A 15,731-nucleotide genomic window follows, 5' to 3' on the forward strand; every position below is an offset into this window, starting at 1 on the left:
GGAACTACCTCCGCTCGTTCAGGATGTCGAGTAGTTCAGATGTCGCGCCCGCCCGCTGGGCCGACCGAAGCGACAACGCCCGGTAACCCGCGGCGATCTGCGGATCGACCTCCTCGAGCACCCGCAGGTGCGTAGCCACAGCGTGCGAGTCGCCGCGTGCCACCGGCCCGGTGAGGGCGGCCGGGCCGCGACGAAGCGCGTTGTCGAGGGCAGCGGACAGCAGGGGCTGGAGAACTCGTTCCGCGAGGCCGTTCGGCTCGTTGCCGATCAGCTCCTGCCCCAGAAGCTCCTGCCCTTCGAGCGCGACGCGCAGGGCGGCCACGGCGTCGACGACGAGCGTGACCAGGTGATTACTGCCGTGTGCGAGAGCCGCGTGGTAGAGCGTCCGCATGTCCTCGCGTACGCGCACCGGCTCGCCGCCGATCTCGAGAACCAAGGACTGGGCGATGGCATAACCGATGTCGTCCGCCGCGGTGATCCCGAAGCACGCCGACGCGAGGCGCACGGTGTCCTCGTCGTGGCCGGTGAAGGTCATCGCCGGATGGATCGCAAGGGGAACGACGCCCTGGCGGGCAAGAGGGTCGAGTATACCGATGCCATTGGCACCGGAGGTGTGCGCGACGATCGTGCGCCTCGGCACCGCATCCGTGGAGGCCAGTCCCGTCACCAGTGAGGCGAGCTCGGAGTCCGGAACGGCCAGAATCAGCAGCTCGGAGCGGGCAGCGACATCCGCCACCGGAAGAATCTCCGTGTCGGGAAGACGGGTGCGCGCTCGATGGCGAGACACGTCGGAAACCGCCGAACAGGCAACGACAACGTGTCCCGCACGCTCGAGCGCCGCCCCGATAGCTGTACCGACCCGGCCGGCAGAGACGATTCCTACCGTCAATCGCGCAGGCGCAGGTCCATTAGTGATCCCGAAAGAGGTCACCGTCGTCCTCTCGTTCGTTCCAGTCCCGCTCGGCGGGTACCAGACGTTCTCGAGTGAGAATAGCCCGCTTCCAGTTCACCCCGCCATGCGCCGGCGAAGTGATCTGCGCCTCATTACTCGGCGCGGCGCCGTCGACGTCCGCTGACCTGCGCGGGACCCGCCGTCGAGTGCAAGTTGGCCATGATCTCGGCCACGGACAGACCGCTCGTATGTGCGCCGGACGGTTCGTCGTCCTCGGACGCCCGTCGCCGAGCGCGACGCGAACCGGGTTCCGGCTCGGGCTCTGCCTCGGCCTCTGCCTCTGCCTCTGCCTCGGCACCAGCTTCCGCTTCCGCTTCCGCTTCCGGCTCAGCTTCCACCACCGGCTCAGCTTCTGCCTCCGGCTCCGGCTGGGCCTCGGATTCCCGCTCGGGTGCGGGCTCGGACTCCGGCTCGACCTCGATCTCTGCGTCTGCGTCCGCGTCCGCGTAATCCCGACTATCAGGCGCAACGATCGAGGTCTCGGCGGTGACCGGCTCGTCGTCGGGGTTTGCGAAGTTGTGTTGCGGCCCGCCGGTCTGGCCTTGGTGGCCGGAATGTCCCACTCCCGGGATGTACAGCCCGGACGCCGCCGGCTGGTAGCTGCTGTACGACCCGCCGGCGAGTTCCTGCACCCGCGTCGAATCGGCCCGCAGCGCGATCCGTTCGGTTGGCATGGCGCCGTCGAACAAGGCCTCGAGGCTTTTCCGCAACGAGGACAGCTCGGCCCGCAGTGCCGCAAGTTCTTCGGCGTCCGCGCGAACCTCGCTGCGTACCCGCTTCTCGACGGTCAGCTCGTATTCACGCCGAGCCGAAATTTCCCGCTCGAGCTGGAGCTCGTACACGGTTTGCAGATCGTTGACCTTCGCCTTGTCGAGCGCGGATTCGCGACGGTACTTCGTCATGGCTATGGCACCGAGCGTCGCTGCCCAGAGTGCTACCACCACACCAACTCTCAGGAGTGGCACGCTCTCGCTGAAGATCAGGAACAGGGAGGCGACCACGGCGAGCGCGAGCAGCGCCGCAACGATCATCTGGCTCGCGCTGCGCTTGTTGCGGCGCGCAGACTTGAGGCGACCAGGATTCGTCATGCTTGCCAGGGTACTTGGCCGTCAGCGGTGCACTGCGCATTCGCAGGACACGTCCGGCGATCCCCTACGGTGCTAGTGCGCCGGCTCGTCAGACGGGTCGTCCGGGGTGCGGCAAGAGTGTTCCAACCACAGGGCAGCGCCGACGAGAGCGAGCGCGGCAACCAACCCGACCCAGGCACCCGGCGTATCCGACACCGCAGCCCGCAACACCGAGCGCTGCGGGAGGAGGTAGAGCAGGAAGCCGCCCCACACGCCGGCTGTCGCGGCACCGACCAGTGCTGAGGCCTTGGCCAGCGCAGCGACCCGGGCCGCGGTGATCGGGTGCAGCTGGCGGGGACCGTCACCGACCTGATGGTTGTGGACCCTCGACCGGACCATGAACGCGAGAATCACCTCGATTGCGGCCACCGGATACAACGACGCCCCTGCGTACACGGGTATGGGTGGAAAGGATCCATAGAAGACTCGGACCAGAATCCAGGTGGCGGCGACGGCCAGTGCCGCCAGGAACAGCAGATCCCAGATCCGAGTGGGCTTCATCGTGCCGGTAGGTTCCGGTTTCATCGCGACCGCCGGTTCAGGGCGAACTCCGTACGACGCACACCGGCGCGTTCGCTCTCGTCCAGGGATGCCAGCACATTCTCGACCCGTTGTAATTCCCCTCCGACCGGCAGGACTGCGTCGGGATCCACGTCCAGCCACGGAATCAGCACGAAGGCACGTTCGTGCGCCCTTGGATGCGGCAGGGTCAAGTGGGGATCGTCGCTACGGAGGTCGTCACACACGATGACGTCGACATCCAGTGTCCGCGGACCCCAGCGCTGCGTCCGCACCCGCTCGGCGGCGGCCTCGATCTCCTGTCCGCGCCGCAACCACCCAGGGGCGTCGAGTGCCGGATCGTCGGCCACCAGTACTGCATTGAGAAAGTCCTGCTGCTCGACCCCGCCCCACGGCGCAGTCGAGTAGACCGCCGAGACCGCTACCACACTGCTTCCCAGAGCGTCGAGAACGGACTGCAGGTGAGCGACGCTGTCGCCGACGTTCGATCCGATGGACAGCACGGCGCGGCTCATTGCCGTGACCTGTGCGCCACTACCGCCACGTCCGCGAACGTCAACGGAATCGGGGCGGAGGGTTTGTGCAACACCACCTCGGTGCGTTGCACGCGGGGATCCGCCATCACTCCGTCGGCGATCTCCGCAGCCACGGTCTCGATCAGGTCCCGAGACGGTCCGGCGACGATCGCCGCTGCCCGCTCAGCCAGTCCGCCGTAGTCCAGGGTGTCCTCGAGAGCGTCCGACGCTGCCGCGGGTGCGAGATCGATCCACACGGTGATGTCGACGTAGAACTCCTGACCGTCCCGCTTCTCGTGCTCGAAGACTCCGTGGTTGCCGCGAACCTGCAAGCCTCTCAATTCAATTCGGTCACTCACGGGCGACGCCACCTCGTGCCCAGGCCTCGGCCACTGCGATGGCGTCGAGCGAACCCTGCGCGTCGTGCACACGAACACCCCACGCTCCGTAGGTGGCAGCGAGTGCCGAAACGACAGCGGTCGCGACCTCGCGCCCCGCCGGTGGCCGACTAGTACCGTCCGGGTCCGCCAGCAGAGAACCGAGGAACCTCTTCCGCGACGCCCCGATGAGGACGGGGAATCCCAGCTCGGTGAATTCCGGTAATGCCTTGAGCAGCGCCCAGTTGTGGCCGGCGTTCTTCGCGAAACCGAGTCCGGGGTCCAACACCAGCGAACTCGCCGCGACACCGGCTTCGACAGCCAGGTCCACTTGCGTCATCAGTTCGTCCCGGACCTCGCGGACTATGTTTTCGTAGTGGTCGGCAGCGCCGCGGTGAACGTAATCGCCGGCCGACCGCCAGTGCATGAGGACCCACGGGACACCGGCGTCTGCCACGACGGATGCCATCGCCGCATCGGCGCGCCCCCCGGCGACATCGTTGACGATGGAGGCACCCGCCTCGATTGCCGCTTCGGCGACGGACGCCCGCATCGTGTCGACACTGACACAAATACCCTCGGACACCAGATCTGCGATGACCGGAGCAACGCGCCCCGCCTCCACGTCCGGGTCGACGCGCGCCGCCCCCGGACGAGTCGACTCACCGCCCACGTCGACGATGTCGACCCCGAGACGCTTCAGTTCGAGACCGCGAGCCAGGGCGGCGTCACGATCCAGGAAGCGGCCCCCGTCCGAGAATGAATCGGCGGTGACGTTCAGGACACCCATCACGACGGTCCGGCCGGGCGAGGGCAACTCGATAGCAGTCACTTGCGCAGAATAAGGTCCAGAGCCTCGGAACGTGAGGCCGCGCTGGACTGGAGGAGGCCCCGCACCGCCGACGTGGTGGTACTGGCTCCCGGCTTGCGGATGCCCCGCATCGCCATGCACAGATGCTCGGCCTCGATGATGACGATGGCGCCGCGCGGATCGAGCTTGCGCATCACCGCATCGGCGATCTGGCTGGTGAGGCGTTCCTGCACCTGCGGACGCTTGGCGTACAGGTCGACCACGCGAGCCAGCTTAGACAGACCCGTCACCTTGCCGGTCCTTCCGGGGATGTAACCGACGTGAGCGACGCCGTGGAAGGAGACGAGATGATGCTCACAGGTGGAGTACAGCGGGATGTCCCGCACCAGCACGAGTTCCTGGTGGCCTTCGTCGAACGTTGTGTCCAGGACAGAGTCCGGATCGGTGTAGAGGCCCGCGAAGACCTCGCGATACGACCGGGCTACCCGGGCAGGGGTGTCCATGAGACCGGGACGGTCGGGATCTTCGCCGATGGCGATGAGTAGTTCACGCACGGCAGCCTCAGCGCGGGGCTGATCGAACACCCGGCCCGTTTCGAGTGCTACGGGTTCACTATCGAGATGATCTACCGACAACCGGAAACTCCTCCACTTACGGGAACTTTGTGTCCCGAAACATCAGCCTAGTTCGAACAGATCAGTTCGATCCGTCCGGTCCTCGCCAGGGCCGCGTCTGCGGATCCTCGTCCCCTGCCGGACGCTGCTCGTGGGGTGGGTTCCACTCGTTGCCCGGGTTCGGAGTCCCGGAGTACCGGCCTTCCTGGCCTTGCCCACCGGAATCGCGTGGGGGCCATCCCGGAGCCGACCATCCCGCGGGTGCGCCGTAGTCCGGGCGCGGCTGGGCGATTGCGCCCTGCGGCCGCGAAGGACCGGGCTGCGGGTATCCGTTTGCCGGAGCCACAGGCTGCGGATACTGCTGCTGCGGCTGGGCCTGCTGCGACGACTGCTGATGAGCGAACACCGGCTCGGGCTGGTGCGGGGGCAACGGCTCGCCGCGCTCGACCGCGAGTTCCCTCGGCGTCTTGACCGGCGGCTTGTCGGAGGGAGTCCGGTGGCCGAAGTCGTTGAACGCCGTGATGCGCGGACGCTTCTCCACACTGTGGAAGATCTTCTCGAGATCCTTGCGGGTGAGGGTCTCCCGCTCGAGCAGTTCGGTGGCCAGGATATCCAGCACGTCGCGGTACTCGTTGAGGATCGCCCACGCCTCGGTGTGCGCGGCCTCGATGAGGTTTCGTACCTCTTCGTCGATCTCGCGGGCCACCTCGTGTGAATAGTCGGACTGCTGGCCCATCGAACGGCCGAGGAACGGGTCGCCGCCTTCCTGCCCGTAGCGGACCGCACCCAACTTGGCGCTCATGCCGTACTCGGTGACCATGGACCGCGCGATCTTCGTCGCCATGTCGATGTCGGAGGACGCGCCGGTGGTCGGCTCGTGGAACACCAACTCCTCGGCGGCGCGGCCACCCATCGCCATGACGAGTCGAGCGATCATCTCCGACCGCGTCATCAGGCCCTTGTCGTCCTCGGGCACCGTCATCGCGTGACCGCCGGTGCGGCCACGAGCGAGGATGGTGACCTTGTAGACGGGTTCGATGTCGGGCATTGCCCACGCGGCGAGCGTGTGCCCACCCTCGTGGTACGCAGTGATCTTCTTCTCGTGCTCGCTGATGATGCGGCTCTTGCGGCGGGGTCCGCCGACCACCCGATCGACCGACTCCTCGAGCGCTGCCTCGGTGATGACCGTCCCACTCTCGCGGGCCGTGAGCAGCGCGGCCTCGTTGATGACATTGGCGAGGTCGGCACCCGACATTCCGACGGTGCGCTTGGCCAGGCCTTCGAGGTCGGCGTGCTGATCGATGGGCTTGCCCTGCGAATGAACCTTGAGGATCGCGCGACGACCGGCAAGGTCGGGGGCACCGACCGGGATCTGGCGGTCGAAACGCCCCGGGCGCAGCAACGCGGGATCGAGGATGTCGGGGCGGTTGGTTGCGGCGATGAGGATGACGCCGGTCCGGTCACCGAAACCGTCCATCTCCACCAGCAGCTGGTTGAGGGTTTGCTCGCGCTCGTCGTGGCCGCCACCGAGACCTGCACCGCGCTGCCGGCCGACGGCGTCGATCTCGTCCACGAAGATGATGCACGGGCTGTTCTGCTTGGCCTGGTCGAACATGTCACGGACACGGGAGGCACCGACGCCGACGAACATTTCGACGAAGTCGGAGCCGGAGATCGTGAAGAACGGGACGCCGGCCTCACCCGCGACCGCGCGGGCGAGCAGGGTCTTACCGGTTCCGGGAGGCCCGTACAGCAGCACACCGCGCGGGATCTTCGCGCCCAGCGACTGGTAGCGCATGGGGTTCTGAAGGAAGTCCTTGATCTCGTACAGCTCTTCGACCGCTTCGTCAGCTCCTGCGACATCGGCGAACGTCGTCTTCGGCATGTCTTTGTTGAGCTGCTTGGCCTTCGACTTACCGAAGCCCATCACACCGCCGCGACCGCCGCCCTGCATCCGGCTCATCACGAAGAAGAAGATGCCCAGGAGAATCACCATCGGCAGCACGAACAGCAGAATCGACGTGAGCCAGCTCTCCTGCGTGACCGTGGTGTTGTAGCTCGCCAGGCCCTTGTCGGAGATCTCGGTGAAGATCTGCTCGGACGCCGCCTCGGGATACTTCGCGAGGATCTCGGTGTTGCCGTCGGTGGCGTCGTTGCCGTCCTTGAGCCACAGGCGTACTTGCTGCTCGCGGTCATCGATCTGCGCCTTCTCGACGTTGTTCGCGTCGAGCTGCGCGAGGGCCACCGACGTATCGACACCCTTGAATCCGCGCGTGTCGTTGCCGAAGTAGCTGAAGGCATAGATCACCAGCAGGATGCCGGCAACTATCGCCAAGTTACGAAACACTGTCTTACGGTTCATACAGGTCGGCCGAAGTGGCCGGTCCTTTCGAGAGTGCGGGTCTTCCGGGTGCGCCTTCCGGCTGCCAACCGGACAATCCAGGTTACCGCGACGGCACTCCGGCGACTCCAGGTAGCAGCCAACCGCCCGGTGGGACGGTGTCTCTACGTCAACGCATGCGACCGCCTTCAGGTTCCCTCGGCCCGTGGACGCGCGGACCGAATACCGTCGATCACCGTGCAGGCGCCACCCTGGGCCAGGCTGCGACCCGTTCGATGTGGGCAGCGAGCGCCAGGATTCGCGCCTCTCCTCCCGGTGGCGCAGCGATCTGCACCGCGAGCGGAGTGCCGGACCGCAGATGCGTCCCGACCGGAACGCTCGCCGCCGGCCACCCGACGAGATTCCACAGCGCCGTGAACGGGGCGTACCGGACATTCGCCACGATATTCGACGTCCAGGATCGCTCGCTCCAGGCCGCGGCGGCGAGCGGCGGCTGGGCGAGCGTGGGCGTGATCACGACGTCATAGTCCGCGAAGAAGGCGAACATCGTCTGTTCGAGCCGGATCACCTGCTGCGGACGGACCACTCGTCGGAGTGTTCGGCCGACCGCCACGTGCCGCCTGGTGCGACGTTGCAGTTTCCTGGGGTCGAGGTCTTTCGCGTCGGCTGCCGTTCCGGCGGTCCACCGCGCGAGGACGGGGAGGAGGTTCACGGGGTACGGCAGCTTCGCCGATTCCACGCGATGGCCGGAGCCGGCCAGTTCCGCGCCTGCCCGTTCGGTTGCTGCCCGCCAGTGCGGATCTACGGCGGACAGGTGGGTCGGCGAACCGGGCGCCACCGCAATCCGCAGGGGCCCGGGATCTGCGGGGTGAGCGAGTTCCGGTCGATCTGCCAGTACGGACAGCATCAGGGCCGCGTCGGCCACTGTCATCGCCAGCGGTCCGTTCTCCGCCATACCGAACCACGACGTCGCGCCGAGTTCCGAGGGCACCACCCCACGACCGGGCTTGATCCCGAACACGCCACAATTCGCGGCCGGGATGCGAATGGAACCGAGTCCATCCGTCCCGTGAGCGATCGGGACCATTCCCGCCGCGACCGCCGCAGCTGATCCCCCGGACGAACCACCGCATGTGCGCGAGAGGTTCCACGGATTGCGGGTGATTGCGCCGGGAGCGTCGGTGGTGCCCCACACGGCGAGTTCGGGGAGGGCGGTCAGCCCGACGACCACGGCTCCCGCTGCTCGGAGCCTCGCCACGACAGCATGGTCGGACGGCTCGGGCTCGGCACTCGTCGCCAGCGATCCTTCTCTCATCGGCCGGCCCGCGACCGAAATGTCGTCCTTGATCGCGACAGGCACGCCCGCCAGCGGAAGCGTCGACAAATCCGCACGATCCGCGAGGGCCAGAGCATCGGCACGGGCCTGCTCGGCGAGGACGCTCACGAACGCGCGGATCTTCGGGTCTCGGTCCGCGATGACGGCCAGTGCCGATTCCACGGCCTCGACGGGACTCGACGTGCCGGAGCGAACACGGTCGGCGATGCCGAGGGCCGAGGAGAGCGGGTAATCGCCCATCATTCGAGTATAGGTTTCTGCGACTCGATCATTTCGACTATTCGCGCTGGATACGGTAGGTCCGCGGGGTTACCATTCGCTTGTCCCCGGACGGGACTCGCTACACCCGCCCAGTAGAACCTCGATGCGCTATGACCAGAGGAAACGGGTCGGGCAGAGACAGATCAGCCGCTGAATCGGCCTCTGCCGAACAGACCGTCGGAGTTCAGAACTCCGAACCCGAGAGCAGCGAAGCGACGGTCGCGGCCGGCCCGTCGCCGCTGAGCGGTGAGCGAACCGTTTCTGCGCCGATGAGTGGTGAGCGAACCGCTCCGGCACCACTGAGCACTGAGCGAACCGCTGCAGCTCCGACGATGGGCGTCGAGCGGACGAGCGAGGGCAGCCGCACCGTCACTGCCGTTCCCGTCGACACTCTGATCACCAGGCCGCCGTCTCATGCTGCCCTGGACGATGTCGAGGTCGGCCAGCAAGTCGACGACTTCGATCTGCTGATGGGGTTGGGCAGCGGTGCCTTCGGCCGAGTGTTCCTCGCCCGTCAGCGTTCGATGCAGCGCCTCGTTGCCGTCAAGATCTCGCACGACCACGGCAACGAACCGCAGACTCTCGCACAACTCGACCACGACTACATCGTGCGGGTGTTCGATCAGCGACTGCTCGAGGACCGCAAGCTCCGCTTGCTCTACATGCAGTACCTCCCGGGTGGGACGCTGCTGCGGGTCCTGCGGCGCGTCCGCGTCACGCCGGAGCGTGAGCGGACCGGCGGCCTCCTGCTCGAGGTGGTGGACGAGGAGATGCGGGAGAAGGGCGAGATTCGGCCGACCGATTCGAGTGTCCGCGCGGAGATAGCGTCGTTGACCTGGCCGGAGACGATCGCATGGTTGGGGCGGCGGTTGGCGGACGCCCTCGACTACGCCGGCAAGCGCGGGGTTCTGCACCGCGACATCAAGCCGGCCAACATCCTGCTGACCGCCGAGGGCGTGCCCAAACTTGCCGACTTCAACATCAGTTTCAGCGACTCCGTGTCGGGAGCGTCACCGCTGGCGTACTTCGGCGGATCTCTCGCGTACATGTCGCCCGAACAACTCGAAGCATGTCATCGCGGTATGCCGGGCACCGCGGCCGACCTGGACACGCGCAGCGACATCTTCGCGCTGGGCGTGATGTTGTGGGAGTTGATGTGCGGGCGACGCCCATTCCCTGACGAGGACGTGTCGAGTGAGTCTCTCGTCGGACTCGAGGCGATGCTGGACCACCGCAGTCGCGACATCGATCCCGAGTTTCTCGACCACCTGCCGTACGACTGCCCCGCATCGCTGCGACGGGTGTTGCTGACCTGCCTGTCGCCGAAGCCGGACGGACGCTGGTCGAGTGGCGCGGAGCTGGCCAAACAGTTCGATCTCTGCCTCAATCCACGGGCTCGTGATCTCGTCGACCCGCCGCCACACAGCTGGCGCATGAAGTTGCGCCGCTGGGCACTGCCGATTCTCGTCGTCGGTATCGCGGCGCCGAACGCTCTCGCCGGGATCTACAACTATCACCACAACAAGATGCTGATCATCAGCGCTCTCACTCCGGAGGCGCAGCGGTCATTCGAGCAGATACAGCTGGTAATCAACTCGATCGCGTTCCCGCTGGGCGCGATTCTGCTCCTGTACTGGTGCCGCTATCCCCTCCTCGTTCCGCGTGGATTGCGCAAGGGGCGGACGTACGACCGGCAGATCCTCACGCGAGCGCGCACCGACACCCTGCTGCTCGGTGACCGCGTCGTCCTAGTCGTGTTCGGGTTGTGGCTCGTGGCCGGGATCGCGTATCCGATTTCGCTCCAGCTCGCGGCCGGGGACGTTCCGCCGGGCGCGTACGTGCACTTCATCGCGTCTCTGATCGTCTGCGGCGCGGTGTCGGTGGCGTACCCGTTCTTCGTCGTCGCCTTCTTCGCGGTGCGCTGCATCTACCCGAGCCTGCTACCGCAGGACATCGCCAGCAGCGCCGACGCGCAGAAACTGCGGGGCTTGGACCGGCGCAGCACCCTGTACCTCGCGGTGGCCGCGTCGGTTCCCCTCGCCGGGGTGGCCGGCGTGACCTTCTTGTCGCCGGACGAGATCACGCTGGTGATCATCGCGGTCCGCATTCTGTGCGTCGGCGGAATCTTCGCGTTCGTCGGTGTCTACTGGCTGTTCCGCCAACTGGAGGAGGACCTGCGGGCACTGGAACCCGTGGTGTCCCACGAGGCCGTGCGCTGACGGGGTGTTCAGCCGCCGTAGACGGAGGGCTCCAGAGTGCCGATGTAGGGCAGGTCGCGGTAGCGCTCGGCGTAGTCGAGTCCGTACCCGACCACGAACTCGTTGGGGATGTCGAAGCCGACATTGGCGACGTTGACGTCGACCTTGATGGCCTCGGGTTTGCGGAGCAGGGTGACCACTTCGAGCGACGCGGGGTTGCGGCTCGACAGGTTGCGCATCAGCCAGGAGAGCGTCAGGCCCGAGTCGATGATGTCCTCGACGATGAGTACGTGCCGCCCGGCGATGTCCTTGTCGAGGTCCTTGAGAATGCGGACGACGCCCGAGGACGACGTGGACGACCCGTAAGAGCTGACGGCCATGAACTCCATCTGGGCGGGGATGGGCAATGCCCGCGCGAAGTCCGTCATGAAGAAGATGGCGCCCTTCAGGACACCGACCAGGAGTAGATCCCCTTCCGGGGCACCCTCCGGGTATCGCTTCGCGATTTCCTCGGCCAGTTCGACGGTACGTCGACGAATCTCGTCTTCGGAGATCAGTACCGATGCGATGTCGCCTTCGTACACGCGGTCAAACCCTTCGTCGGTCGTCCAATCCGACGTTCAGCCTGCCACGTCGTCGGCAGACCACCAACCTGACATCCGGTGTTCCGCCGCCGACCGCGACCGGCCCCTGCCCGCGCCACTGCACGACGAGGTCGTCCACGGCCCGTAACTGCTTGTCCCCGAGCCCCCGCGCGCCTGCGCTCAGTAGCCATGTCCGCAACACCCGCCGGCGTATCGGTGGCGCAGCATCCGCCAAGGCTGCAGCGTCGATCTGTCCGTCGACCACCGCGCGCTTCGCCGCAGTTTCGGCCACCGAGTCCAGAAGCGCTCCTTCCTCCCGCAACTGGTCGCCGGTGCGGGCGAGCGCGCTCGCGACGCCGCCGCCGAGAACGTCTTCGAGTAGCGGCAGGACCTCGGTCCGTAACCGGACGCGGGTGAAATCCGGGGAAGCGTTGTGCGGGTCTTCGTGAGGTGTGAGCCCGAGTTCCGCACACGCCTGGTGCGTCACGGCCCGTCGGACGCCGAGCAGTGGCCGCCCCCAGGGGCTGTCGAAGGCGCTCATTCCCCAGATGGATCGGCCACCCGATCCCCGTGCCAAGCCGAGCAACACGGTCTCGGCCTGATCGTCCAGGGTGTGGCCCAGCATCACCGGATCCGTCCGACGCGCCGAGTCGAGTGCGCGGTAGCGGGCGTCGCGGGCGGCCGCCTCGAGTCCGCCGGAACCGGTCACCTCGACGGTCAGCACGTCGGCGGACACGCACCCGAGGACGCGGGCGCGGGCGGCTGCTTCCTGTGCCACTTCCGCGGAACCAAGCTGTAGTCCGTGATCGACCACCAGCGCGCGGACCGTGCGCGCTTCCGTCGCCGCCGCGGCCGTCAACGCCAGGGAGTCGGCGCCGCCGGACAGCGCCACCGCGACCTCGCCGCGGGGACAGTACAGCGCGAGCCAGCGCCGAACTGCGTGACGCACTTGAAGAATCGCGGGCTCCTCGGGAAGCAGCACTACGGGTCTCAGCCCAGTACCCGCGACACCCAGTCGGCGGGGCGGTCGATCTCGGCCAGCCGGGGCAGAGTGTCGGGGCCGGTCCAGACGACGTTGAACCGGTCCATGCCGACATCGGCGACGACAGCGTCGACGAACGCCTTGCCGCGGACGTACTGCGCCATCTTGGCGTCCATCCCGAGCAGCGCCCGGATCAGTCGCTGCACCGGATTGCTCTTGCGGCGACGCCGGTTGTCGAAGGCGGCGCGGATCGTGGTCACCGACGGCACCACCGCCGGCCCGACCGCGTCCATCACATGATCGGCGTGCCCCTCGAGAAGAGTGCCGAGTACCAGGAGGCGGTCGAGGGCGTCGCGCTGGGGTTCGGCCTGGGTGGCGCGCAGCAGTCCGACGATTCCGCCGGGGGCGCCGGACGCATCCAGCTCGGGGCGTCCGCGGTCCCGCACCGCAGCCGATAACCGGCCGACGACATCGGTCACGGACTCGTCGTCGGAGGTCCCGAGCGTGTCGACCGCATCCTGCATGTACTTCGTCAGCCACGGCGAGGACGAAAACTGGACCCGATGGGTCACCTCGTGCAGGCACACCCACAACCGGAAGTCGCTCGGGTCCACCCGCAGTGCCCGCTCGACGGTCACCACGTTCGGGGCCACCAGCAGGAGGGTTCCGTTGTCCCCGGTGAACGGGTCGTACTGGCCGAGGATCGCCGAGGACAGGTAGGCGAGCATGGCACCGGCCTGGATACCCGCAGGTTTTCCCAAGAGAAGTCCGGGTGCGGCATCACCGCCGGTGAGCTGCGACATCGAATGGGCAGCAGCGTGAATCCACCCCGCCCGGTCGAGAATCTGGGCCGTCGGCACGGGCAGTCCGTCGGCCAGCCCGGTCACTTCCCGGACCGGCAGCTCCGCTCGCATGGACGCATCGGCCAACTCCGCGATGACGGTCTCGGCCGTGTACCGCGAGGTGGCCGGGCCGGTACGGGCCAGCTTGACACCCGTCCGGGCGGCAAGTTTCCAGTCGACGACGCCGCTGAACGCACTCTTCTCGGCGACCATCACTGACACCCGCACGTGCGGAGCGCGGCCGCAAGTGCGTCGAGAGCTGGACGACTGACCTCTGGAGGCCTGTCGTTGGACATCAGCGCGAATGTCAGGACCCGCCCGTTCTGGTCCACGACGTATCCGGCGAGCGCGCTGGCGGTGGACAGCGTGCCGGTTTTCGCGCGCACCCATCCGGCGCCGGTGCGGTTGCCCGACGCATAACGGTCCGAGAGGCTCCCCGTCGCTCCCGCGACGGGTAAGTAATCGAGCATGGGCCGCAGCGTGGGCGTGCCATCTCCCGCGGCGGCCGTCAGAACGTGGTCGAGCAGTTGCGGTGCAATGCGGTCGTCGACGGACAACCCGCTGGCGTCGTGCAGGGTGAGGCCCGACATGTCGAACCCCGCCTCGAACAGCTTCTGGCCGATTGTGGCGACGGCTCCCGCGAACGAAGCGTCTGCGCCGGCATTCATGGCAACCTCCCGCCCGATCGCTTCGGCAAGCACATTGTCCGAGTGTTCCATCATCTGCCGCAACCGGTCGCGAAGCGGTGCAGAGTCCACCGAGGCGATGGTGGCCGCACCCGGTGCCGCGACACCGGCCGTGACCGCGGACGGGCTCACCCCGAGCGCGCGTGCCAGCGCCCGCCCGGCGTCGAGTGCCGGCGTAATAGTTCGTGACGACTCGTCCACCAGCGGGTCTGCCCGCCCGCCGTCGATCATGATCGGTTCGGTGGGGGTGATGAAGCCGGCGCCGACATCGGCCGGGAACCAGCCCTGCGCCATGGTGCCGCCCGTGTAGATGCTGGTGTCGACCACGATGTCGGTGGCGGCGACACCGGCCCCGCGGATCTGATCCACCAGTTGGGAAAGATGCGCCGCGCCGGGGTAGTAGCCGTTCTCGCCCACCGGTTTCGCGGTGATCGTGGGGTCACCCCCGGCGACGAGCACGATTTCGCCGGGCTTCGTGCCCTGAACGACCTTGGTGGTCACCCGGTGATCGGACGGCAACGACAGCAGCGCCGCCGCCGCCGTCAGCACCTTGGTGGTGGAGGCCGGCGTCATCGGCGTCTGCGGGGTGACGCTCCACAACACCTGACCGGTGACGGCGTCGGCCACCGAGCCGCTGAACTTACCGAGCGCCGGGTTGGCGGCAGCCGGTGCGACTGCCGCGGCGATACCCTGCGGTGTCGGCAACGGCGCATCGTCCGGAACGGGTGTGACCTGCGGCGCCGCGGTGATCGGCGCAGGCTCGGGAGCGATTTCCAGCTCACCACGGCTCGCCGAGGCGTCCCTCGTGCTCACGGCGATCACGAGTGCCGCGGCCACGGCGAGCACCGCCACGACTACTCCAGCAAGGAGTATCCGCATGTTCCGACGGTGACGTCCCGCCAACGGGCCCATCTTCTTCTTTCCCTGGCCCGGCAACGCGCCTCCGTGTTCTTCACTTACATCTCGTGGGTGGTCAGCAACCAACCTTATCCTCGACCCGATATCCTTCCCCGGAATCATCACCGACACGACAGCGAGGAATCGGCGTGGAGTTCGACGTCACCATCGAGATCCCCAAGGGTCAGCGAAACAAGTACGAGGTCGACCACGAGACCGGTCGCGTGAAGCTGGACCGCTACCTCTACACCGCATTCGGCTACCCGGCCGACTACGGCTTCATCGAGAACACGCTCGGCGAGGACGGCGACCCGCTGGACGCGCTTGTGCTGCTTCCGGAGTCGGTGTTCCCCGGCGTGATCGTCGAGGCACGCCCGGTTGGCATGTTCAAGATGGTCGACGAAGCCGGCGGCGACGACAAGGTGCTGTGCGTGCCCGCAGGCGACCCGCGCTGGGATCACATCCAGGACATCGGCGACGTTCCGCAGTTCGAACTGGACGCCATCAAGCACTTCTTCGTCCACTACAAGGACCTCGAGCCCGGCAAGCACGTCGAGGCCGCCGACTGGGTCGGGCTGGCCGAGGCGAAGGCTGAGGTCGAGGCGTCGTTCAAGCGCCTGAAGGACAACGGCGGACACTGACCGGTCCGGCTACTACTGCTCGGCGCCCATTCCGAAGGAGTGGGCGCC

At 67.1% G+C, this 15,731-nt stretch carries 15 protein-coding genes; 2 read left to right on the plus strand and 13 right to left on the minus strand.

Annotated elements, in window-relative coordinates; translation table 11 throughout:
* Positions 1 to 4: 4 nt before the first annotated feature.
* The 9 genes from NOF53_RS25410 to NOF53_RS25450 all read right to left on the minus strand — a co-directional run bounded on the left by NOF53_RS25410 (position 5) and on the right by NOF53_RS25450 (position 8,832).
* Complete coding sequence (locus NOF53_RS25410) at positions 5 to 931, minus strand: Rossmann-like and DUF2520 domain-containing protein (protein WP_255974078.1); 927 nt, start codon at positions 929 to 931, stop codon at positions 5 to 7.
* Positions 932 to 1,044: 113 nt separating this feature from the next.
* Positions 1,045 to 2,040, minus strand: a complete 996-nt coding sequence (locus NOF53_RS25415; RefSeq protein WP_255974080.1) for a DUF6779 domain-containing protein — start codon at positions 2,038 to 2,040, stop codon at positions 1,045 to 1,047.
* A gap of 72 nt (positions 2,041 to 2,112) precedes the next feature.
* Positions 2,113 to 2,580 carry a DUF3180 domain-containing protein gene (locus NOF53_RS25420; protein ID WP_255974142.1) on the minus strand — a complete coding sequence of 156 codons (468 nt, stop codon included), beginning with the start codon at positions 2,578 to 2,580 and terminating at the stop codon, positions 2,113 to 2,115.
* Positions 2,581 to 2,600: 20 nt separating this feature from the next.
* Positions 2,601 to 3,113: a 2-amino-4-hydroxy-6-hydroxymethyldihydropteridine diphosphokinase gene (gene folK, locus NOF53_RS25425; protein WP_255974082.1), complete on the minus strand. Its 513-nt coding sequence runs from the start codon at positions 3,111 to 3,113 to the stop codon at positions 2,601 to 2,603.
* On the minus strand, positions 3,110 to 3,472 hold the full coding sequence (gene folB, locus NOF53_RS25430; protein ID WP_255974084.1) for a dihydroneopterin aldolase: 363 nt from the start codon (positions 3,470 to 3,472) through the stop codon (positions 3,110 to 3,112). The genes folK and folB overlap by 4 nt, the downstream gene beginning before the upstream one ends.
* On the minus strand, positions 3,465 to 4,322 hold the full coding sequence (folP, locus tag NOF53_RS25435) for a dihydropteroate synthase (RefSeq protein WP_255974086.1): 858 nt from the start codon (positions 4,320 to 4,322) through the stop codon (positions 3,465 to 3,467). Before folP ends, folB begins: the two co-directional genes overlap by 8 nt.
* Positions 4,319 to 4,936 carry a GTP cyclohydrolase I FolE gene (folE, locus tag NOF53_RS25440; protein ID WP_255974088.1) on the minus strand — a complete coding sequence of 206 codons (618 nt, stop codon included), beginning with the start codon at positions 4,934 to 4,936 and terminating at the stop codon, positions 4,319 to 4,321. The genes folP and folE overlap by 4 nt, the downstream gene beginning before the upstream one ends.
* 61 nt (positions 4,937 to 4,997) lie before the next feature.
* Positions 4,998 to 7,277 (minus strand): ATP-dependent zinc metalloprotease FtsH, encoded by a 2,280-nt coding sequence (ftsH, locus tag NOF53_RS25445; protein WP_255974090.1) that lies wholly within the window; start codon positions 7,275 to 7,277, stop codon positions 4,998 to 5,000.
* A 211-nt stretch (positions 7,278 to 7,488) separates the two neighbouring features.
* The gene (locus tag NOF53_RS25450; RefSeq protein WP_255974092.1) at positions 7,489 to 8,832 is read right to left on the minus strand and encodes an amidase; all 1,344 of its coding nucleotides are present in this window, start codon (positions 8,830 to 8,832) and stop codon (positions 7,489 to 7,491) included.
* 131 nt (positions 8,833 to 8,963) lie between these two features.
* Here NOF53_RS25450 and NOF53_RS25455 point away from each other — a divergent pair, with 131 nt between their 5' ends.
* On the plus strand, positions 8,964 to 11,072 hold the full coding sequence (locus NOF53_RS25455) for a serine/threonine-protein kinase (protein WP_255974094.1): 2,109 nt from the start codon (positions 8,964 to 8,966) through the stop codon (positions 11,070 to 11,072).
* Positions 11,073 to 11,080: 8 nt separating this feature from the next.
* Here the strand turns inward: NOF53_RS25455 and hpt are convergent, their stop codons facing one another.
* The 4 genes from hpt to dacB are packed head-to-tail and all read right to left on the minus strand — an operon-like array spanning position 11,081 to position 15,057.
* The gene (hpt, locus tag NOF53_RS25460) at positions 11,081 to 11,635 is read right to left on the minus strand and encodes a hypoxanthine phosphoribosyltransferase (RefSeq protein ID WP_255974097.1); all 555 of its coding nucleotides are present in this window, start codon (positions 11,633 to 11,635) and stop codon (positions 11,081 to 11,083) included.
* A 4-nt stretch (positions 11,636 to 11,639) separates the two neighbouring features.
* Positions 11,640 to 12,617, minus strand: a complete 978-nt coding sequence (gene tilS, locus NOF53_RS25465; RefSeq protein WP_255974100.1) for a tRNA lysidine(34) synthetase TilS — start codon at positions 12,615 to 12,617, stop codon at positions 11,640 to 11,642.
* A gap of 8 nt (positions 12,618 to 12,625) precedes the next feature.
* Positions 12,626 to 13,672 carry an Rv3626c family coenzyme F420 biosynthesis-associated protein gene (locus tag NOF53_RS25470; RefSeq protein ID WP_255974102.1) on the minus strand — a complete coding sequence of 349 codons (1,047 nt, stop codon included), beginning with the start codon at positions 13,670 to 13,672 and terminating at the stop codon, positions 12,626 to 12,628.
* Complete coding sequence (gene dacB / locus NOF53_RS25475; protein WP_255974144.1) at positions 13,672 to 15,057, minus strand: D-alanyl-D-alanine carboxypeptidase/D-alanyl-D-alanine endopeptidase; 1,386 nt, start codon at positions 15,055 to 15,057, stop codon at positions 13,672 to 13,674. The genes NOF53_RS25470 and dacB overlap by 1 nt, the downstream gene beginning before the upstream one ends.
* 134 nt (positions 15,058 to 15,191) lie before the next feature.
* Between dacB and NOF53_RS25480 the strand changes: the two genes are divergently transcribed.
* Entirely contained in the window at positions 15,192 to 15,683 is a 492-nt protein-coding gene (locus NOF53_RS25480; RefSeq protein ID WP_255974105.1) for an inorganic diphosphatase, read from the plus strand.
* Positions 15,684 to 15,731 lie beyond the last annotated feature (48 nt).

This window comes from Rhodococcus tibetensis, from assembly GCF_024438035.1.
GTDB lineage: Bacteria > Actinomycetota > Actinomycetes > Mycobacteriales > Mycobacteriaceae > Rhodococcus_F > Rhodococcus_F tibetensis.